The 20,968-nt window shown below is 37.1% G+C and carries 20 protein-coding genes and 1 pseudogene; 17 read left to right on the top strand and 4 right to left on the bottom strand.

What is annotated here, in order from left to right; genetic code table 11:
- The first annotated feature begins 9 nt into the window (after window positions 1-9).
- The 13 genes from fliS (at window position 10) to NRL14_RS04675 (ending at window position 11,845) form a co-directional block, all read left to right on the top strand.
- A complete protein-coding gene (gene fliS, locus NRL14_RS04735) occupies window positions 10-438 on the top strand; it encodes a flagellar export chaperone FliS (RefSeq protein WP_008135950.1) in 429 nt (142 codons plus the stop codon).
- On the top strand, window positions 428-703 hold the full coding sequence (locus NRL14_RS04730) for a hypothetical protein (RefSeq protein ID WP_306724115.1): 276 nt from the start codon (window positions 428-430) through the stop codon (window positions 701-703). Before fliS ends, NRL14_RS04730 begins: the two co-directional genes overlap by 11 nt.
- Entirely contained in the window at window positions 621-2,816 is a 2,196-nt protein-coding gene (locus tag NRL14_RS04725) for a 6-hydroxymethylpterin diphosphokinase MptE-like protein (RefSeq protein WP_306724114.1), read from the top strand. Before NRL14_RS04730 ends, NRL14_RS04725 begins: the two co-directional genes overlap by 83 nt.
- Window positions 2,817-2,821: 5 nt before the next feature.
- Window positions 2,822-3,301: a GNAT family N-acetyltransferase gene (locus NRL14_RS04720; protein WP_008135957.1), complete on the top strand. Its 480-nt coding sequence runs from the start codon at window positions 2,822-2,824 to the stop codon at window positions 3,299-3,301.
- 119 nt (window positions 3,302-3,420) lie between these two features.
- Window positions 3,421-4,746 carry an aminotransferase class III-fold pyridoxal phosphate-dependent enzyme gene (locus NRL14_RS04715; RefSeq protein WP_306724113.1) on the top strand — a complete coding sequence of 442 codons (1,326 nt, stop codon included), beginning with the start codon at window positions 3,421-3,423 and terminating at the stop codon, window positions 4,744-4,746.
- On the top strand, window positions 4,746-5,498 hold the full coding sequence (locus tag NRL14_RS04710; RefSeq protein ID WP_306724112.1) for a glycosyltransferase family protein: 753 nt from the start codon (window positions 4,746-4,748) through the stop codon (window positions 5,496-5,498). Before NRL14_RS04715 ends, NRL14_RS04710 begins: the two co-directional genes overlap by 1 nt.
- A gap of 17 nt (window positions 5,499-5,515) precedes the next feature.
- The gene (gene pseI, locus NRL14_RS04705; protein WP_008135962.1) at window positions 5,516-6,571 is read left to right on the top strand and encodes a pseudaminic acid synthase; all 1,056 of its coding nucleotides are present in this window, start codon (window positions 5,516-5,518) and stop codon (window positions 6,569-6,571) included.
- A 2-nt stretch (window positions 6,572-6,573) separates the two neighbouring features.
- Window positions 6,574-7,944 carry an NAD(P)-binding protein gene (locus tag NRL14_RS04700; RefSeq protein WP_306724111.1) on the top strand — a complete coding sequence of 457 codons (1,371 nt, stop codon included), beginning with the start codon at window positions 6,574-6,576 and terminating at the stop codon, window positions 7,942-7,944.
- Window positions 7,937-8,899: a glycosyl transferase gene (locus tag NRL14_RS04695; protein ID WP_306724110.1), complete on the top strand. Its 963-nt coding sequence runs from the start codon at window positions 7,937-7,939 to the stop codon at window positions 8,897-8,899. Before NRL14_RS04700 ends, NRL14_RS04695 begins: the two co-directional genes overlap by 8 nt.
- Window positions 8,892-9,560 (top strand): class I SAM-dependent methyltransferase, encoded by a 669-nt coding sequence (locus tag NRL14_RS04690; RefSeq protein ID WP_008135968.1) that lies wholly within the window; start codon window positions 8,892-8,894, stop codon window positions 9,558-9,560. Before NRL14_RS04695 ends, NRL14_RS04690 begins: the two co-directional genes overlap by 8 nt.
- Window positions 9,551-10,486: a DegT/DnrJ/EryC1/StrS family aminotransferase gene (locus tag NRL14_RS04685; protein ID WP_306724109.1), complete on the top strand. Its 936-nt coding sequence runs from the start codon at window positions 9,551-9,553 to the stop codon at window positions 10,484-10,486. The genes NRL14_RS04690 and NRL14_RS04685 overlap by 10 nt, the downstream gene beginning before the upstream one ends.
- The gene (locus NRL14_RS04680) at window positions 10,467-11,111 is read left to right on the top strand and encodes a class I SAM-dependent methyltransferase (RefSeq protein WP_138950654.1); all 645 of its coding nucleotides are present in this window, start codon (window positions 10,467-10,469) and stop codon (window positions 11,109-11,111) included. The genes NRL14_RS04685 and NRL14_RS04680 overlap by 20 nt, the downstream gene beginning before the upstream one ends.
- Entirely contained in the window at window positions 11,102-11,845 is a 744-nt protein-coding gene (locus tag NRL14_RS04675; RefSeq protein ID WP_306724108.1) for a WbqC family protein, read from the top strand. The genes NRL14_RS04680 and NRL14_RS04675 overlap by 10 nt, the downstream gene beginning before the upstream one ends.
- Here the strand turns inward: NRL14_RS04675 and NRL14_RS04670 are convergent.
- The 3 genes from NRL14_RS04670 to pseB are packed head-to-tail and all read right to left on the bottom strand — an operon-like array spanning window position 11,837 to window position 14,859.
- Window positions 11,837-12,694 (bottom strand): aldo/keto reductase, encoded by an 858-nt coding sequence (locus NRL14_RS04670; protein ID WP_008135975.1) that lies wholly within the window; start codon window positions 12,692-12,694, stop codon window positions 11,837-11,839. The two genes, NRL14_RS04675 and NRL14_RS04670, sit on opposite strands and share 9 nt — an antisense overlap.
- Window positions 12,691-13,842, bottom strand: a complete 1,152-nt coding sequence (gene pseC, locus NRL14_RS04665) for a UDP-4-amino-4,6-dideoxy-N-acetyl-beta-L-altrosamine transaminase (RefSeq protein ID WP_008135977.1) — start codon at window positions 13,840-13,842, stop codon at window positions 12,691-12,693. Before pseC ends, NRL14_RS04670 begins: the two co-directional genes overlap by 4 nt.
- Window positions 13,843-13,857: 15 nt before the next feature.
- On the bottom strand, window positions 13,858-14,859 hold the full coding sequence (pseB, locus tag NRL14_RS04660; RefSeq protein WP_008135978.1) for a UDP-N-acetylglucosamine 4,6-dehydratase (inverting): 1,002 nt from the start codon (window positions 14,857-14,859) through the stop codon (window positions 13,858-13,860).
- A gap of 186 nt (window positions 14,860-15,045) precedes the next feature.
- On the opposite strand from pseB, the pseudogene NRL14_RS04655 reads away from it, so the two are divergent.
- Window positions 15,046-15,829 (top strand): annotated as a pseudogene (locus NRL14_RS04655) (flagellin).
- 161 nt (window positions 15,830-15,990) lie between these two features.
- A complete protein-coding gene (locus tag NRL14_RS04650) occupies window positions 15,991-17,427 on the top strand; it encodes a sigma-54 dependent transcriptional regulator (protein ID WP_007377967.1) in 1,437 nt (478 codons plus the stop codon).
- A 242-nt stretch (window positions 17,428-17,669) separates the two neighbouring features.
- Here the strand turns inward: NRL14_RS04650 and NRL14_RS04645 are convergent, their stop codons facing one another.
- On the bottom strand, window positions 17,670-18,266 hold the full coding sequence (locus tag NRL14_RS04645; RefSeq protein ID WP_007377965.1) for a DNA-3-methyladenine glycosylase I: 597 nt from the start codon (window positions 18,264-18,266) through the stop codon (window positions 17,670-17,672).
- 130 nt (window positions 18,267-18,396) lie between these two features.
- Between NRL14_RS04645 and NRL14_RS04640 the strand changes: the two genes are divergently transcribed.
- The gene (locus NRL14_RS04640) at window positions 18,397-19,509 is read left to right on the top strand and encodes a PAS domain-containing sensor histidine kinase (protein ID WP_008136714.1); all 1,113 of its coding nucleotides are present in this window, start codon (window positions 18,397-18,399) and stop codon (window positions 19,507-19,509) included.
- Window positions 19,506-20,945, top strand: a complete 1,440-nt coding sequence (locus tag NRL14_RS04635; protein ID WP_007377963.1) for a sigma-54 dependent transcriptional regulator — start codon at window positions 19,506-19,508, stop codon at window positions 20,943-20,945. The genes NRL14_RS04640 and NRL14_RS04635 overlap by 4 nt, the downstream gene beginning before the upstream one ends.
- Window positions 20,946-20,968: the final 23 nt, after the last annotated feature.

The following is a 20,968-nucleotide window of genomic DNA, read 5'->3' as shown; positions in this document are numbered from 1 at the left end:
AGGTGAATTATGTATAACGCTAAAGTAAAAAACTATCAAAAAGAAGCCCTAAAAACGAGAGTCGCAGGTGCAGATAGATATGAAATTATTCAAATGTTGATGTCTGGTGCGATAGAAAAGATGGTTTTAGCAAAAGTTGCCATTGAAAAAAAACATTTAGAAGCTAAGAGCGAGCATATTTCAAGGGCGTCGGCAATTATTAGTGCTTTACGCGGCTGTCTTGATTTTGACGCAGGTGGTGATGTCTCTGATAACTTATATTCTTTGTATAGCTACATGGTTGATCGCCTCTTAGATGCAAGCATAAAAAACGATCCTGAGATTGTGACGGAGGTTTCTAACTTATTAAAAGAGATAAAATCAGCATGGGATGAAATTCCATATGACGTAAGAGAAAAAACGTTGTCTGAGAATGGTATTGACGCACATGCAGGATAAGTTTGAATCATTAATCAAACAGTTAGAGATTGCGATTGATAATGAAAATTTAGAACTTGCAACAAAATTAGATAAACAGTTATTAGAAAACATGAATAGCATGGATAAAGCTCTTTTAAATGAAAATATAGTTTATTTGCAGTCTCTTGTTGAAAGACATCGTTTTATAGTCAATAAAGTCGATGTCAGTAAAAAACAGGTTCATAAAAATATTACCCAGTTTAATAAAAATCAAAAAAACCTTAAGAAATATACACATGTCTAAAAATGATCTGCACAAAGCTCAAAAGTCTATAAACGAGATTGAAGAAACCCTGAATTCGATTTCTAAAAAACAGCAAAATGAAGATGCTTTTGTAGAAAAAGCGAATGTTATTTTTGAAAATAATATTCATGCATTTAGAAAATACTTTCCTGAGATAGCTGATAAGTTTATTTCACATGAACCAGATAATAAATTCAATTTGTTCCTGAACCCAAATGGTACAGCTAACTTTGTTGATTATGATACAGGGGTACCAATATATAGCGATGACCCCCATACTCAGTCTAAAGAGCAGATTAAAAGTATGCTTAAAAACCCTATTTTAGGGAAAGTCGATCATACCCAGTTAGAATTTATAAAAAACGAGACAAACTTTATCCATATTGATTTGATGGCAGGTATTGGTTCTATTTATAATGAGGCCCAGCGAGGTCTAGAGAAAGCAAGTAGTCTTGCAGAATATGTCCCTAGTGCTATTATTTTTGGGGTTGGTTTGGGGTATTATTTAGATAATTTTTTTGATAATTTCAATGCAGCTTACATTAGTGTATTTGAGCCTAATGAAGATTACTTTTTTGCTAGTTTATTTACTTTTGACTGGGTTGATTTTCTTAGTAAAGTTGATGAAGCAGGTAGTTATTTATATTTTTCAATTGGCGTTCCAGAACAAGAGATGTACGAGGCTCTTTACAGTAGAGCAAATGATATTGGCGCATTCAGTGTTGCTAGTGCATTGTTCTTTCAACACTATCCTTCTGAAGCAGTAAATAAACTAATTGCTGAATTTAAAGATAACTTCCATCAGTTTTTCATGGGCTGGGGTTTTTTTGATGATGCATTGCTCAGTATCGCTCACACGGTAAACAACTCTCAAAAGAGTATTAATCTTCTAAAACCCTCGCAAAAAATTGTAGAAAAATATAACCATTATCCTATTTTTATTGTCGCAAATGGACCTTCTTTGGATAATGATATTGAAAATATTAAAAAATTTAAAGAAAAGGTTATAATTGTTGCGTGTAATTCGGCGACTACAGCATTGTTAAAGCAAGGCATAACCCCTGACTTCCATGTTGCACTTGAAAGAACAAAAGCAACAGAGGACTTTTTAACAGCTTTTATACCCGAACAAACACGACAGAAAATAAATTTACTTGTTTTGAATGTTATGTACCCTAAGGTCTTAGATTTATTTGGTTGGTGCGGTGTTGCGCTTAAAGGTAATGAAGCGGGTACATCGCTATTTCATATTTCAGAATTTTTGAAAAACAATCGTATCACAACAACAATAGGGTACAGCAACCCGCTAGTTGGTAATACAGCGCTTAGCTTTTTTGGCAGTATGGAGTTTAAAAACATTTACTTATTTGGTACAGATAATGGCTACAAAGATCCGAATCACCATCATTCAAAAGGTAGTTATTATTATTCTGGTGAAGGCGAAACTATTCATGCCCCATTAAAAATGGGTGGAGAGCTGGTAGTGCCAGGCAACTTTGGTGGAAATATCATTACTGACCACTTTATGCATACAGGTAAAGTGCAAATGGAGCGTTTTTTAGAGTCTAAGTCTGATATTGGAATGAACTGTTTTAACTGCAGTGATGGTAGTGCGATTAAGGGCAGCATGCCTTTGAAATCGGATGATATTTTGTTGGAAGAGTTTTGCTTTTCTAAAAACGAAGTTATTGGGCATATAAAACAGCAGGCATTTTCTGGTTTAGATGAAAATGTCTGTTTAACAGATTATTTGGATTTTGACGAATTTGAGCAACTTTGTAATACAATGGCTGATATTCTCAATAAACCGACTTCAAATAGAAAAGAGGCTTTGAAGCAGTTACTCGAGAGCTTAAGGTATTTGTTTTCATTTAAAAATCATCCTCGATACACACATTTGTTCTTACTGCTTGAAGGTGAATCACTTTATGTTACATCTGTGCTTATTTCGTTACTTTATAACTTTGGTGATGAAACAAGTATTATCCCTTACTACGAAAAAGCTAAAAAACTTTGGATCGATTTTATTGCTGATGCACCACAGCAATATAGACAACGCTGGAATGAGCTAAGCGATTACAGCTTCGATTATTCAAAGCCATCTGTAAGTTAATTCCTATGATAATTAAGAGTGAAAGGTTTACACTTAGGCTCTTAACCGAGCAGTGCGCTTCGCGCCGTTATCTCAGTTGGTTTAAAGACAGTAAAACTAAAGAGTTTATTAGTTATACATCGTCTTCTTTAAGTGAATTAAAAGACTATATAGCAACCAAAAATGCCGACTCAACATGTCTTTTGTTGGGTATTTTTGCTGGTGATGAGCATATAGGTAATATAAAGTACGAGCCTATCGATTTAGTTAATAAAACTGCAACCATGGGCATCTTGTTGGGAGAAATTCAGTGGCGTGGGAAAGGCGTAGCTGCCGAGGTCATTTCTGCTAGCGCTGAGTTTTTAGTTAAAAGCCAAGGCATTGAATCTATTTTACTTGGAGTCGATAAAGGTAATTTCCCAGCACTTACTGCATATAAAAAACTGGGTTTTGAAATTAGTCAGCAAACTGATAAAGGTTTGCTTATGAAAAAGTCACTTCTATAAAAAACATCTATTCTTCCTAAGTCTTTTTTTAAAATTGCCGATAAGTTACTAGGGCGTAAACAAAATTTCATTATAATGGCTAATAAATAATTTAAACTTATTATTCCTAAGGATACTACATGTCATTAAAAAGCAATTCGGGTGCTGAGCTTTGGCAAAAAGCAAAAAAAATTATTCCTGGCGGAAACCAACTACTTTCTAAGCGTGCCGAAATGTTTTTACCCGATCAATGGCCTGCATATTATAAAAAGTCTAAAGGCTGTGAAGTTTGGGATTTAGATAATAATCATTACTATGACTTCTCTATTATGGGAATTGGTACGAGTTCTTTAGGTTATGCTAATGATGAAATTAACGATGCGGTGATAAGTTCGATTTCTAACGGAAGTATGAGTAGTTTGAATTGCCATGAAGAAGTTGAATTAGCAGAAAAACTTATTGAAATACACCCTTGGGCGGGAGCGGTTCGCTTTACACGTACTGGTGGCGAATCGTGTGCGTTAGCAGTGCGAATTGCCCGTGCTTATAGTAAAAAAGATGTTGTTGCCTTTTGCGGCTACCATGGTTGGCATGATTGGTACTTAGCAACAAATATAACTGACGCTGAAAATTTAGATGAGCAATTATTACCTGGTTTAAGGCCTGCTGGTGTACCTAAGCAATTACAAAATACTGTGCTGCCATTTAAGGAAGGTGATATTGATGGCTTTAAGGCAATCATAGATGTTCACGGTGATAACCTTGGCGTTGTTATGATGGAAGTTTTTCGCCATGGATTGCCGGATGTTGCTTTTCTTCAAGCTGTGAAAAATTTAGCTGTTGAACATAACATTGTTGTAATTTTTGATGAAATATCATCAGGGTTTAGACTTAACACAGGGGCGTCTCATCTTTTAACATCGATAGAGCCAGATATTTGTGTGTTAGGAAAGGCACTGGGTAACGGCCATCCAATAGGGGCTATAATAGGTCGCTCTGAAGTGATGGATGCAGCGCAGCAATCCTTCATTAGTAGTTCTTATTGGACCGAACGAGTTGGCTTTACAGCTGCGTTAAAAACATTAGAAATATTTCAACGAGATAATATTCCCAAACGCTTAAATGAAACTGGCGCAAGACTAAAATCTCGTATTGAAGAAGTGGTCACTCAAACAGGCTTTAACCTAAAAATTATAGGTATTGATAGTGTCCCTATATTTATATTTCCAGGTGAGCATGCATTGGCATTAAAAACACTATTTACTCAAGAAATGCTTAAAAGAGGGTTTTTAGCGAGTAATGTTATTTACCTTTCGATCGCCCATACCGATGAGCTTTGCGATAAATATATTGATGCAATGAGAGGTGTTTTTTATTTTCTTCAGCAGTCGCTAGACAGCAATGCAGATATAGAAAGCCTAATTAATGGCCCAGTATGCCACAGTGGCTTTCAAAGGTTAAATTAATGAAATCAGTTGCCGCCTTTATTCAAGCAAGAATGGGATCGTCTAGATTACCAGGCAAGGTGTTAAAAGAAGTAAATGGGATCCCCGTTATTTTGCACATTGTTATGCGTTTAAAACAATCAAGGTACATTGATAATATTGTTCTTCTTACTTCTTTTAACGAAGAAAATGATGAGTTGGTTGAGTTAGCTAAACGCCATAATATCAACGTGTTTAGAGGTTCAGAGGAAAATGTTTTAGCGCGTTTTCAGCAAGCTAGTCAGGCGTATCCCTCAGACCATATTGTGAGAATAACAGGCGATTCACCTTTTGTGGATGCTGGCGTTTGTGATTTATTATTGCGGACATATTTTGAAAAACAGGTTGATTATGCTTTTTTGAGTGAACAATTTGCCGAAGGCGTTGATTGTGAAGTTTTTAAAACGAGCGCGTTATCATCATTAAACACGGCTGAACTCAGAGAGTCTGAACGTGAACACGTGACGTTACATTTTTACGAAAATAAACTAAACCAATTCTCTACCTATGAAATGCAAAACACAACAGATGACAGCAGCTATCGGTTTACATTAGATACACCTGAAGATTGGCAAGTTATCATAGAATTAGCACGTTTTACCAACGATACTGTTAACATTAACTATCAAAATATAAAAAATATACTTGATGCTCATCCTCACATTAAACAGATTAATAGCCAAGTTATTCGTAACGAAGGGTTAGCTATTTCATTACAAAATGAACAACATTAATTAGCTTTGGACTTATTATGAAAATTAACAATAAAACAATCGATGAAAATAGTCCGTGTTACATCATAGCTGAAATGTCTGCTAATCATGGTGGAGACATTAATAAAGCTAAAAAATTAATCGCTGAAGCTAAGTTGGCCGGGGCAGATGCTGTAAAGCTACAAACTTACACGGCAGATACAATTACACTAAATTGTTCAAAGCCAGATTTTTGTTTGCCTAGCGACAACCCTTGGCAAGAACATGTGTCTTTGCACTCACTTTATCAAAAAGCGTTTACACCTTGGGAATGGCATCAGGCGCTGTTCGAAGAGGCCAAACGTTGCGAAATTGATATATTCTCTTCCCCATTTGATGAATCTTCCGTTGATTTACTCGAATCATTAAATACACCGGTATATAAAATAGCCTCGCCGGAAATAACAGATATTCCCCTTTTGAAATATGTTGCGGCAACAGGCAAACCTGTGATTCTTTCTACAGGGATTGCGGAGTTAGCTGACATTGAACTTGCGGTTACTACATTGCGCAATAATGGGTGTGACAGTATTGCAATTTTGAAGTGTACGACAGCCTATCCAACCCCATTAGAAGAATGCAACTTAGCAACAATTTCCGATATAGCTAAACGATTTAATTGTATTTCTGGTTTGTCTGATCATACACAAGGGATTATTTCACCGATAGTAAGTGTTACATTGGGTGCAAAAATAATTGAAAAACATTTTATTATTGATAAATCTGACGACTCAGTAGATGCCTTTTTCTCATTAGATAAATACGAATTTTCATCACTCGTTAAGTCAGTAAGAGACGCAGAAAAAGCGATAGGTACTGTGAGCTATGACATAACAGATTCAGCGAAAAAAAATATGTTAGCTAGGCGCTCACTCTATTTTGCTAAAGATTTACCAAAGGGCCATGTTATTACAAAACACGATATTAAATCGGTTAGGCCAGGCTTTGGCTTACACACTAAGCATTTTGACGATGTTCTAGGGCTGCGTTTAACAAGCGATGTAGAGCTGGGTGATAGAGTTAGTTTTGCGTTAACAAATGAGTTAAGAGGCTAGCTATGAAAACATGTGCAGTGGTCGGTGGTGGAATTTGTGGTATAACGGCAAGTATTTTGTTGCGCAAGCATTACGATCGCGTTGTATTAATCGAGCAGTCTGAATCGTTAGGTGGCTTGTTGAACTCAGTCACTGACGATGCTGGTAATTTTTACGACCAAGGCACACATATTCCAGCTAGCACCGGTATTACTGAAATAGACGAGATACTATTCAACTACCCTCACTTTTCTAAAAATTGGCATACATTTAAACAACTCAAAACAGGGAATTACTTTGCAGGTAAGTGGGATTTAGAAACACAAACAATTGATGCAAGAAAATTAGATTCAGCACTTTATAAACAAGGTATTGGTGAGTTTATGTCACTCGTATCAGGGTCTGAGGCCGATAATATTGAGCAATATTTATGTGAAACTTTAGGTGTAGTGTTTTATCAGTACCTTGCAAAACCGGTTATTAATAAGCTTTATGGCAGTGATGTAGCATTTACTGATTTAGCTAAAAATACCAGCATTAATTATTTTGGTACTACAAGAATAAAAGCATTCAATGCATCTTTGTCACGAGTGTTAAAGCAACATCCAGAGTTTGACAAAAAGCTTGGCTATCATAGTGCTGCTGAATTTGAAGCATTACTAGCAGAGCAAAGTTCATACCTTCCTAATTATTACTACCCAAATAGCTCTAAAGGCGCGCAGACTTGGATTGATCAATTACAGGCAAAAGCTGAGTCTTTAGGGATTGAAATTCGCTGTAATAGTCAAGTGTTAGATATTGAATATCAAGATGATTTAGTTACTGCGTTTAGCCTTAATGATGGCTCACATATTAAGTGTGACTTGTTATTTTGGAGTGCGCCGCCCGTATTTGCACTAAAGGCCGCTAATTTACCGATCGCAAATTATAAACCGATATTTAGGACCGCAAATATCTTACATTTTACGTTTGATAAGCAGCCTTTAAATAAAGAATCGCATTACCTTTGGAACTGGGACCCATGCTCGGATATTTTCAGGGTTACACTGTATAACAATTTAAGGCAAAGCGATAAGTATCAAGTATCAGCAGAGGTATTAAGGTACAAAGCAGATCCTACATACACATTAGAGCAGGGTGTTATTGATCTAAAAAATATGGGAATCATAACGTCTAATACCAAAATGAAAAGTGGATGTGTACAAATAATTGATAATACTTTTCCTGTGCCTACACATGATTTTTGTACTACAACACAGATTAATTATGAAACATTAACAAATTCTTTTAAAAATATTATTGTGTCGGGTAGGTTTAGTGGTCGTTGCTGGTTGTTATCTGATGTGCTTGTTCTTGCTCATAAAGAATTAAAAGAGTATTGCACTGTTGGCTAATTTTATTTTCTATTGCAATGGAACTATAAAAACAGGCTTTGGGCATTTATCAAGGTGTTTAAATGTTGCAAGGGCGACTTTTGCATTACAGCCTTATAGTAATATTGTTTTTTTTGGCGACTTTGACCAATTTTCTACCCAGCGAATTAATCATTTTGGGTTCACCGTAGCAGGCAGTGACTTTATTTTTGAGCCAAATATGACGGTGCTTGCTGATAGCTATCATTTTACCTGTGAGCAATTATTTGAGTTAAAAAAAATAGGGTTGAAGCTATGCATCATCGACGATTTTGATCAATACAATTACAATTTTATAGATCTTATTGTGAATTTTAGATTTAACGCAGAGGCGTTTTTTCGCTCAACAACCAAACATAGATTAGGGCTGCGTTACTTTTCATTTGCCCAAGAGTTATTATCATTAAGGCGAAGTCGCTCACAGGAGCACTTTCAAAATAGTATTAATACTATTTTGGTTTTTATTGGCGGTAATGATCGATTTGATGTCGCTACGCATGTTGTAAATGCCTTAGATAAGCTAGTGGTAGGTAAAAAAATTATTTTATTAGATCAAAAAGCCCCTTCTATTAGTTTAAAAAATAATACTTACCAAGCATTAGAGTTTGTTGATGATATGTCTGCTGTTTACAAACAAGCCGATTTAATCATTAATGGTGGGGGATTAACAAAGTATGAAGCTGGTTTTTGCCTTATACCTAACTGTGCTATTTCACAAACGAGAGAACAACATACAGACACTTTAGAACTTGCCAGAGCACATTTAACCTTTGATTTGGGTCTTGCTGAAGATGCAACGATAGAAAGCTTAACATTAAACATTGAGGGGTTTTTACACACCGGTGTTCTAGCGCAAAGAGACGCAATGTTATCATCATATTATCTCGATTCGACCGAGCAATTCGCACAAGAAATTATAAAGGTATCAAATGAGTGAGTTTAATTCTAAACAAGTAGAGTGGGATGAAATTGCTCGTATAAACAGTGATTTTAAAGCACAGGTCGGGCGCCCCTTTGACGATACACTTTGGCAGGCGCTCATCGATGATGTTGAGCAAAAACTCATGTTTTCAGCGCAAGGTAATAGTATTTTAGATGTAGGGTGTGGCAACGGCTTACTATTATCAAAATTACACAAATGCTCGCAGTATGCAGGTGTTGACTACTCTCAAGCAATGATAGATGAAGCAAAAAAATTACTTCCTCAAGGCGTTTTTTATCAATCACAAGCGAGTGTTCTTCAGTTTGACAACAATGAGTTTGAAAGAGTACTCAGTTACAGTATTTTTCATTACTTCCCAAGCTATCAATATGCACTTGATGTGATTAAAGAAATGATACGGGTATGCAAGCCAGGTGGTGTAATTTTGATTGGCGATATACTCGATAAACACTTTGAGCATGATATAAAAAGTGCAAGTGATCTAGAATATGAAAAAACGATCCCGTTAATACATCGGTATTCTCAGTGGCGCTTTTTTTCTTTTGAGCAATTAAAAACCGATTTACAGCACTGTGTTAAGAAAGTAGAAATACTTATTCAACCAGAAGACTTTCCTTTATCTCGTTATCGCAAGGATTTGAGGTTATGGGTTTAACTCAATTACAGTGCCTTATTGCTACTGCATTTGACCGCCAGCATGCATTATTGACTAGTTCTGGCAGCTTTGCGCTTATAACTGCACTCAACGCCTCACCGGCTCCAAAGGGTAGCTCAGTAATAATGCCAGCAAGCTGTTGCCCGATTGTTTTTTTTGCTATTCAAATGGCAGGTTACAACGTTATTTTGGCTGATGTTTCGTTGTGCTCTTTGTCTATGGAGGTCACTAATATAGAGGCTGTTTTTAATGATTCTGTATCAGTAATAGTGGCCGTTCATGGTTACGGACACTATTGTAAAATTGATGAAATAGCAAAGTTTGCAAAACACAACAACATTACACTAATAGAAGATGCATGTTTGGCGTATGGCAGTAAATACAAAGGCAAACCGTTAGGTAGCTTTGGCGACTTCTCTATTTTAAGTTTTGGGTATGATAAACCTATTGATAATCAATATGGTGGAGCTATTTTAACTAACTCTGAGCGGTTATTTGAATGCGCTAAGGGGTTTTTAAACGAGAATAAAATGGCTCAATTTAGTGACGTAAAACAGTTAGAAATATTAAATGAGCGCTTTTTAAATTTAAATAAGCAAATGCAAGTGCGAAAAGAGAATGTAGATTACCTGCAAAATCACATCACTAATTCGCTTTTTGTAAAAGCAAGTTTTGATGCTGAAGTAACGTATTGGCGCTACCCTTTACTCATAAAAAATAGAACTCACTTTTTAGCTAAGGCAAAAGAGAATGGCATTATTTTTACTAAGCATTATAAATCGTTAGGTGAATTACAAACCAATGGACATTATCCAAATGCGTCATTGATTGATGATCAAATTATAAATTTATTTGTCCGTCCCGAAACACCTCAAGAGCAATTAACCAATATGGTAATGTTTATAAATGACTTCCAAGACAAGTAATACTTTAAAGTCGTATTATCAGTCTCTGTATAAAGAGTATGGTGACAGCCACAAATCAGTACAGCATGTATCAAAAGAATCACAAAATGTAAGATTTGCGATATTTCTGAATATGATTTCATCAAGTAGCCGAGTTATTGATTTAGGCTGTGGGCTGGGTGATATGCTTTTGTATCTAAGAAATAACGGTTTTACCGGTGAGTATTTAGGTTATGACTTTGTGCCGGAGTTTATAGACGCCGCAAATGCCAAGTTTAGCTCTGATACAAAAGCTCAGTTCAAAGTGTTTGATATATATGAGGATGAGATAGCACAAGGCTATGACCATGTGCTTATTAGCGGTGTGTTCAATAATAAAATGACTGATAACATGGGCTTTCTAACACTTACCCTACAAAAAAGTATTCAGCAGTGTAAGCAGTCGGTTATTTTTAATGCGTTATCGACATTTGTAGAATTTAAAAATGAGGCTCTTTTTTATGTCTCCCCCCTAGAATTATTTGAATTATGCAAAACAACAATGACACCTTTTGTTTCCCTAAAGCATGACTACGTTACTAAGCCAGGTGGTTACCCTTATGAATTTACAATGCAATTAAGTAAAAGCGAAATAACATGTTACTGAGTATAATGCAGCCTACTTACTTACCTTGGTTAGGTTATTTTGGGTTAATTAATAGCGCCGATAGATTCGTATTTTTAGACAACGTAAAGCTTGAAAAAAGTGATTGGCATGTTAGAAATAAAATTAAATCGGGTAAGCAAGAACTTATGCTGACTTGTCCGGTAAGTACCCCTAAAGGAAGAATGACAGCAACAATTGAAAATACTCAATTTGTTAGTGAAAATCCTTGGCGAAGAAAGCACCTTAAAAGCATTGCTGAAAGCTACGCAAAAGCACCGTTTTTTAGTTCGTTATTTCCCCTATTAGATTCCATTTATAAAGATGAGAGCATTACTTGCTTGGCTCAAATGAATATTAAAATCATTAGAGTATTGATGGTGTTCATGAATATAACCACACCAACATTTATAGCTTCTCAGCTTAAAGACGTGTCTGGTGTTAAAGATGCTCGGCTAGTATCTATTTGTAATGAGCTAGAATGTAATACTTATTTATCACCAGTAGGCGCGCAGGCTTACATTGAACAAGAGACCCCAGGCGGGGCATTAGTTAAAAATGGCATTGATGTTTTTTATCAAAACTTTATCCACCCTAAATACCCACAAGTTAAGGGGGAGTTTATCTCTCATTTGAGTGTGATTGACTGCTTATTTAACGTTGGGCCTGTTGAAACAGTTAAATTAATTAATACATGCACGAGAGCACATACTCACTATCAATCTCTATCAGTTTGATTGCCAAAGTACTGGATTAATAAAGCGCTCATCAGGTAGGTTAAACTCAGATAAATCAATATTGGATAAGCTTGAAGTTAAGCAGCTTAAAATTTCATTAAGCTGTTGTTCGTTGTTGACACCTACAACCACTTTGTCTACTTCATTAATATTAACCACGTAATTTAATGCTAGCGATAACTTTGAGACATTTAAGTGATTACTCAGCGTGGTAAGCTTTTCTAATAAAGGAGCAATAGGTTTAAAATAATCTGGGAAAGTGCCACTTTGCATTAGCAATAATCCCTGAAGAAAGGCTGAACGAGTATGAATCTCTATACCTGCAGCTTTTAGTTGTTTTAATGAATTTGATTGAACGAAGCGTTGATCAAGAATATTAAGTGGTAACTGAATTAGATCTGCAAATGCTAATACATCATTATTGATCTGCTCGGGGGAATATAAAGATACTCCCACTTTTTTTACTTTATTATCTGCTTTAATTTGCTTTAAGCAGTCAAGTGCAATAGGGAATTGACTAAAATCTTCAAAGCGATGAAGTAGTAATCCATATAAAGCGTCACAATTTAAGTCGCGAAGAGACTGTTTAACAGTTTCTGTTATAAAATCATTAACATTGCTTAAATTAGATATAGGAGGAATTTTACTAACTATATTGAATGAACTTAGTGGGCACTGGCCTAATTCTTTTTCAGCATTACCATAGGCTGATGCAGTATCAATGGTCGTTATATTTTCGCTTTTGGCAAGGTTAAGTATTTTTTTTATTTCTTTCTGATGTGTTTTGCCTAGTGTGTTGCTTATTCCGTAGTCAACACCAAATTGAACAGTACCTAGCGCTAGCTTCACAGTAATTTACCAATCTCATCAATAATATAGCTTTGCTCTTGCTCTGTAAGTTGAGGATGTAAAGGGATAGTGAATGCTGTTTTATAATATTTCATTGCGTTGGGGAAGTCGCTGTCTTTAAAGCCCATTTTTTTATAAAAAGGTTGAGTGTGTATTGGAATATAGTGAAGGTGACTAATAATCCCTTTATTTCTCAATTGCTCAATAATATGCCTATGAAGGTAGCTATGTTCGTCAGCAAGTTTAACTACGTATAAATGGTAACTTGAATAGCATTTTGTGAGTTGTGTTAAATGCGAAAGAGGCATAGTTTCAAACGCATTAGAATATGAAATAGCGAGTGCGTTTCTGGTAGTCACAAATTCATCAAGTTTATCAAGTTGGCTGAGGCCAAGTGCAGCTTGTAGCTCTGTCATTCGGTAATTAAAGCCAAGCTCTACTTGCTGGTAATACCAAGGACCATGGCTTTGCTCAGTCATTTCATTTGGATCATTAGTGATCCCATGACTTCTTAAGCGTTGTAATTTTTTTGCAAGCTGTTGATTATTAGTAACCGCCATACCGCCTTCGGCAGAGGTAATTATTTTTACCGGGTGAAAACTAAATACAGTGATATCTGAAAATTCACAGCAACCGACTTTATTACCATTATATTGTGCGCCAATAGCATGCGATGCATCTTCAATGATTTTAAAACCATACTGCTTTGATAAATCGTAAATAGCTTCCATATCACACGATTGACCTGCCAAGTGAACAGGGATAACGACTTTAGGTAAGCAATTATTTTGTTTTGCGCTAATAAGCTTATCAGCAAGGGCAGACACTGACATATTGCCAGTTGCCAAGTCAATATCTACAAAGTCCACTGCAGCACCACAGTAAAGCGCACAATTGGCTGAGGCTACGAATGAAATTGGCGATGTCCAAACAGTATCGCCTTCGCTTACATTTAATGCTAAACATGCAATATGTAGAGCAGAAGTCGCGCTATTAACAGCAATACCGTATTGAGCATTACAGTATTTTGCAATAGCAGCCTCAAAAGCGGGTACTTTTGGCCCTTGAGTTAGCCAATCAGACTGCAAAACAGCCACAACGCTATCAATATCTGCTTGGCTTATTAGTTGTTTACCATATGGAATCATTTATTTAATTCAGCTTTAACTTAATGCCTGAGTGTTAAATTCTTTAATCTCATCAATCGTCATGTAATGCGAGTTATGAAGAGAGTTATATTCAAATCCTTGCTCTACCTTTTTGCCTTTTTCGCCAATTGCGTTAACGGTAAAGTCATTACTACGGCTACTAAATTTAATGCCAGGAGCAATAACAAAGTGGTCGTTGTACTCGTAGGTTTCAAAACATAAATCGGCAGGACACATAACCTCATGAAGTTTTTCACCAGGACGAATACCAATTATTTTTAGTGGTAAGTCAGGAGCCATCGCTTTTGCAAGGTCTGTAATACGGATTGAAGGGATTTTAGGAACGAATATTTCACCGCCTAACATACGTTCAAAATTGGTTAGTACAAAATCGACGCCTTGTTGAAGGTTTATCCAAAAACGAGTCATTTCATTGTGTGTTATTGGAATATGGTCGCGCCCTTCATCAATAAATTTTTGAAAAACTGGCACAACAGAACCTCGAGAACAAACCACATTACCATAGCGCACAACAGAAAAAGTAGTGCGGTTGCCACCTGCAATATTATTAGCGGCAACAAAAAGTTTGTCTGACGCCAATTTAGTGGCGCCATACAAGTTAATGGGGTTCGCGGCTTTATCAGTAGACAAAGCAATCACTTTTTCTACGTCGTTATCAAGGGCTGCATCAATCACGTTTTCAGCGCCGTTAATATTTGTTTTTATACATTCCATAGGGTTGTATTCAGCGGCCGGTACCTGCTTTAATGCCGCAGCGTGAATAACGAAATTCACCCCTCGCATGGCACGTATTAATCTGTCTTTATCTCTTACATCGCCAATAAAATAACGCATACAAGGCTGGTCGAACTCTTGTTGCATTTCAAATTGCTTTAGTTCATCGCGCGAAAAAATAATAATCTTTTTAGGATTATAACGCTCAAGTAGCGTTTTTACGTATTTTTTTCCGAATGAACCGGTACCACCGGTGATTAAAATTGTTTTGTTATCGAACATAGTGCTACCCAAATTATTTATTATTAGCGTTTTATGACACGCAAACGTGATCTTTTAATACACACCTCAATACTTTAACCACTAAGCAAGCAAAGTGCCAAGTTAATTTAGTCTAACCATGGTACAAAGCGCAAAATTTCGCAAATTAAGCTATAATTTTAATCAATAAGTTTGTCGGAGCCTATTATGAAGATTGAATGGCCCACAGCTAGTTTTTTAAACCAAGCACTGGAAGCGAGTAATAAGCGGTCTGAGCAACTTGCCTCTGGTAAAAAAGTAAATTCCGGGGCCGATAACGTTGCAACATTGCAAATTATAGATAGATTGATCTCCCAACAAAATGGTTACGGGCAAGCAGTAAGCAATGCTCACGATGGGATTTCTTATTCGCAGGTTACTGAATTCTAATCTATTGGGGGTTAATGATGCGGTTTCACGTATACGTGAGTTGTCTATTCAAGCGGGTAATGGTGCATTTAATAATGACCGTGATGCTTTACAAGATGAAGTAGCACAATTACAAAGCCAGATAACAGACACGTTTGAGAATGCATCATTCGCCGGTAAAACTCTTTTTGATGGGCAATCTGTGTCATTTCAAATTGGACAAGATGTAAATGCAGTACATAGTTTCACAGCTATTGATCGTAGTATTGCAAGTGTTATTTCTGGCATCAATATTTCGACTCAAGATGGTGCGCGGGCAGCAATTGATATTAGCGATAAAGTGGGTGCTGAAATAAATAATCAGCGTGTTGAACTGGGGGCATTTGAAAATACGCTATCAAATACAATCCGTGGTTTAGATGAGAAAAATGAAAATATTTCCGCTAGTAAAAACCGAATTCAAGATACTGACTACGCAAAGGCAATTTCTCAGCAGATATCTAACGATTTTCTAACGCAAGCGTCAATTGCGCTTCGTGGACAAGCTAACCAATCCGCTGAGGCTATTTTAGTATTACTTTAATTTTTGATACTTAATGATTAATTCTTAAGTATTGTTATTTTAACTAGCTGTCTGTTTTTTGGCGTTTATGTCAAAAAAATGCCGCTATCGCTTGCATCCATGGCGAACTGGCTTACAATTTAGGTAATTAAATAAATGAGTGAAAGTACGGCTCGCTAAATATGATCTTGATTTTAGATAATAATAACAATCGCGCAATAGGTTTAAATGCATCGCTTACTTTTATTGGTGAAGCAGTACAATTGTTAAATGAAACAAATTTTGAACAAGAGTGTGAAAAGTACCAACAAAAAGAATGCATGATCATTTTAGGTGCATTGCAGTTTCTTGATCACGAAGGTTTAATTAAGCGCTACCCAACCTTACCTTTTTTATTAATAGGCGAAACCCTTAAACCATTACTAAGCATTGCTAATGTGGTTGGCCTCATTTGCGAACCGTTTAGTCATGAAGTAACAACACAGTTGCTTCACGATTGTCAGCAATATCAGCGAATGTTACCAAATGGACATAAACATACCAAACCCCTTAAAACCTTTGACGGGCTAGTGGGTGAAACAGATGCAGTAAAAGATGTACGCTTTTTAATTGAGCAAGTGGCAAAAACGGACGCTAATGTTTTAATTTTAGGTGAGTCAGGAACCGGTAAAGAAGTCGTTGCTCGTAATGTACACCTGCTTTCTAAGCGTAACAATGGGCCATTTGTGCCTGTTAACTGTGGTGCTATTCCGGCGGAGTTATTAGAAAGTGAGTTATTTGGCCATGAAAAAGGGGCATTTACAGGAGCAATATCCGCTCGTAAAGGACGCTTTGAACTTGCACAAGGTGGTACGCTGTTTTTAGATGAAATAGGTGATATGCCGTTGCAAATGCAGGTTAAGTTGCTGCGCGTATTACAAGAACGCAGTTACGAGCGAGTTGGCGGTACAAAGGCGATTCAAGCTGATGTACGTGTTATTGCTGCAACGCACCGAAATTTAGAAAATATGATTGAGGAAGGTAGTTTTCGTGAAGATTTGTACTATCGATTAAATGTATTTCCTATTGAAAACCCGTCATTAAGTGAGCGCGCAGATGATATTCCACTGCTTTTAAAAGAACTGATGCGCCGTGTTAACGATCAAACAGGTTCTACCGCTAAGTTTACTGAGCGCGCAGTGGAGAGCTTAAAAGAGCATGCTTGGCCTGGTAACATTCGTGAGCTAGCTAATTTAGTGGAACGAATGGTTATTATGTTTCCTGAAAAGGTAGTCGATATTCCCGATTTACCCAATAAATACCGCTATATTGAGGTAGAAGCATATGAGCCTGAGTACCCAGAAGAGTTAATGGAAAAAGACGCGTTTAACGATATATTTAGCACAGGATTCAGTGATTACGAAAACGAACCTGAAGCAGAGTTTAACCAAGTTGGAAGTGGGTTGTTGCCCGATGATGGTATTGAACTTAAAGATTACTTAGCCGAGCTTGAAATTAGCTTAATAACGCAAGCGTTAGAGCGCTTTGATTACGTTGTGGCTCGCGCAGCAGAAATATTAGGTGTACGCAGAACCACGCTAGTTGAAAAAATGAAAAAGTATAACCTTTCAAGAGATTAGTTTTTGAACGCCTGCAAGCAGCGCGTCTACAAAACAACCTCAAAAACTTTGGTGGTAGACGTCTAGCTTGCTCACGTGAAAAGCGAAGCTTTTAATTATTTAAACACCCATCCAAAAAACTACGTTTTTGAACGCCTGTAAGCAGCGCGTCTACAAAGCAACCTCAAATCAAAACTTTGGCGTAGACGCTGAGCTTGCTCGCGTGAAAAGCGAAGCTTTTAATTACCTACCTATTTACCTGCTTACTCACCACTAAAAGCCTTAATAATTTCTTCTTTTCTAAAACAGTCATTACTGTGATCGTTAACCATACCGCAGGCTTGCATGTGTGCATAGACTGTTGTTGGGCCTAAAAACTTAAATCCTCGCTTTTTTAAGTCTTTAGCAAATGCAGTTGATTGTTCAGTTATAGCAGGGTAGTCCTCAATATTATTCACGTGACTAACAAGCGGCTTATTACTCACAAATTGCCATTGATAGTTGCTAAAGCTACCAAACTCTTTTTGAATATCGATAAAACATTTTGCGTTATTAACAGTTGCTGCAATTTTTAAACGGTTACGAACAATCTCTTTATTTAACATTAGACGCTCAATGTCATCTGATGTAAATTCAGCTACTTTTTTTACATCAAAATTAGCAAATGCCTTTTTATAACCTTGGCGTTTTTTTAATATGGTGTACCAACTCAAACCCGCCTGTGCTGATTCAAGAGTTATAAATTCGAATAGTTTTTGGTCATCATAAAGTGGCACCCCCCATTCTTCATCATGGTAAGTAACGTAGTCAGGTTTAGTCGTGTCTAGCCATGGACAACGGCATTCTATTTGCTCACTCATTATTATTCCTTAGCGTGCGTCATTTTTATGTCGCTTGTTTTTCTTATGTAACTTAATGATAAATATATAAATAAACTTTGGTACAAATTGTGCATTTAACTCTGTATCTACATTAGTTTGAGATTTGATTATGGCCCTTGCAAGCGTGCTAAAACCACAGTTTATTTCTGCAAATAAGTATAACCCATGTTTACTTCAAGAGGAGTACATTGGTGAGCTAAGTGATCTTCGTAAGCAGGCAAGTTGGCTTTCGCACTTGGTTGATACAATGCCCACTGGTGTTGTTGTACTTGATGGTAAAGGCATGGTTGCTAAAGCGAACCAAATTGCGATTGATATGCTTGGTGAACCACTTGAAGGTGAAAAGTGGTTTTATGTTATTCAGCGGTCTTTCAAACCACATCAAGATGATGGACACGAAGTATCATTAAAAGACGGGCGTTTAATTAAGCTCGATATCACCGCTTTGGCCCCAGAGCCGGGACAACTTATTTTAATGACGGACTTAACTGAGACGCGACGTTTACAAAAACGTGTTGCACATATGCAGCGATTAAGTGCGCTGGGTAAAATGGTGGCGTCTCTTGCGCATCAAGTACGCACGCCTCTATCTGCAGCAATGCTTTATGCTGCTAACTTAGGCTCAAAGCGCTTGCCAGAAGCATCTCGCGATAATTTCCAAACTAAATTGATGTCACGATTAAAAGATTTAGAAACGCAGGTTAATGACATGCTGTTATTTGCTAAAAGCGGTGAGCAGCAAGTCGTTGAACAAGTCTCTATGCAGCAATTATTAACAGAAGTGAAAACCGGTGCTGATGCCATGGTCGCACTTAATGAAAGCGAGCTGGATGTAAGTCTTCCTGAACCAGATATTGTAATAGTGGGGAATAAGACAGCGCTAGCCAGTGCTGTTCAAAACCTTATTCACAATAGCATTCAAGTGATTGGTTCTGGGGCTAAAGTGCATTTGAGTGCCGCGACTGATTTACAAGATCACGATTTTGTGCGTATTAGTGTAAGCGATAATGGTCCCGGTATTGATTTAAGTCAGGCTGATAAAATGTTTGAACCCTTTTTTACTACAAAAAGCCAAGGCACTGGTCTAGGGCTTGCTGTTGTAAGTTCGGTGATTAATGCGCATCAAGGACGTGTTGACGTTAGTAACAATGCTCATGGTGGAGCTTGTTTTAGTTTACTGTTGCCAATACGCGCGACATCTAAATTAGAGGAATCATTATGAGTAATATTATTTTAGTCGTAGAAGATGATGCGGGGCTCCGTGAAGCTTTAATTGATACGCTGGAGATGTCAGGTATTGAATGCGTTTCAGCTAATAGCGCAGAGCAAGCGATGTTATTGCTTAAAAAAGAGCAATTTTCATTAGTCGTAAGTGATGTGCAAATGGGAACCATGAGTGGTTTGGACTTACTGCGAAGTATTAAATTAAATTATCCCGATTTACCTGTATTGATGATGACGGCCTATGCCACGATTGATGATGCTGTTGAAGCTATGCGTTTAGGTGCTATTGATTATATGGCTAAACCATTTGCACCTGAAGTGCTGCTAAATATGGTGAGTCGCTATTTGCCTGAAAAAGCGAGAGAGACAGATGGCCCTATTGTTGCCGACCCAAGTAGCATTCAATTACTCGAACTTGCAAGTAAAGTTGCACGCTCTGATGCGAGTGTAATGGTGCTCGGGCCTAGTGGTTCAGGTAAAGAAGTGCTCGCGCGTTATATTCACGATAAATCGAGTCGATGCAATGAACCCTTTGTTGCTATAAATTGTGCTGCGATCCCTGAAAATATGCTTGAGGCCACTTTATTTGGTTACGAAAAAGGGGCGTTTACAGGTGCTATTCAAGCATGCCCTGGTAAATTTGAACAAGCGCAAGGCGGAACAATTTTACTAGATGAAATCACTGAAATGGATTTAGGATTACAGGCAAAGCTACTACGAGTGCTACAAGAGCGGGAAGTAGAGCGTTTAGGTGCTCGTAAGACAATCCAACTAGATGTTCGTGTATTAGCAACGAGTAATCGTGACTTAAAAGAAGCGGTCGCTAAGAACCAATTTAGAGAGGACTTATATTACCGACTTAATGTTTTTCCATTAATGTGGCGACCTCTTTGCCAGCGCCCTGGTGATATAATTATACTCGCAAAGCATTTAATAGAACGCCATATAAATAAAAGTAAAGAGCCTATGGCCTACTTAGATAAAGCAGCAGAGCAAAAACTACTTGCTCATGCATGGCCTGGTAATGTTCGTGAACTGGATAACGTAATTCAGCGAGCACTGATACTACGAAGTGGTAATACAATAAATGAACATGCTATTTTTATCGAAAACTTAGTAGCAAGCGATTTTGTAATTACACCAACAGAAGTATTGGAAACAGCAACGTCAAACGAAGCTATAAATAGCTTAAGCACGGCATATTACGATGAAAAAATGCCTATGGTTGGTGAGCCAAAGCAAGATTTACTTGCGGTTGACACCGGGAGCTATAAAGATGAACTTAAAGACAAAGAGCATAGTATTATTTTAGAAACATTAGCTCGCTGTCAAGGTAAGCGCAAAGATGTAGCAGAAACATTAGGTATTAGCCCTCGAACATTACGTTATAAGCTAGCGCAAATGCGCGATTTAGGTATTTCACTTCCTGCATAATCCCTCTAAGCCCCAAATTTAAT

It is taken from the genome of Pseudoalteromonas sp. 20-92 (assembly GCF_030847595.1).
Taxonomy (GTDB): Bacteria; Pseudomonadota; Gammaproteobacteria; order Enterobacterales; family Alteromonadaceae; genus Pseudoalteromonas; species Pseudoalteromonas fuliginea.
The sequence above is the reverse complement of the archived record's forward strand: the minus strand, read 5'-3'. Positions and strand labels throughout refer to the sequence as shown.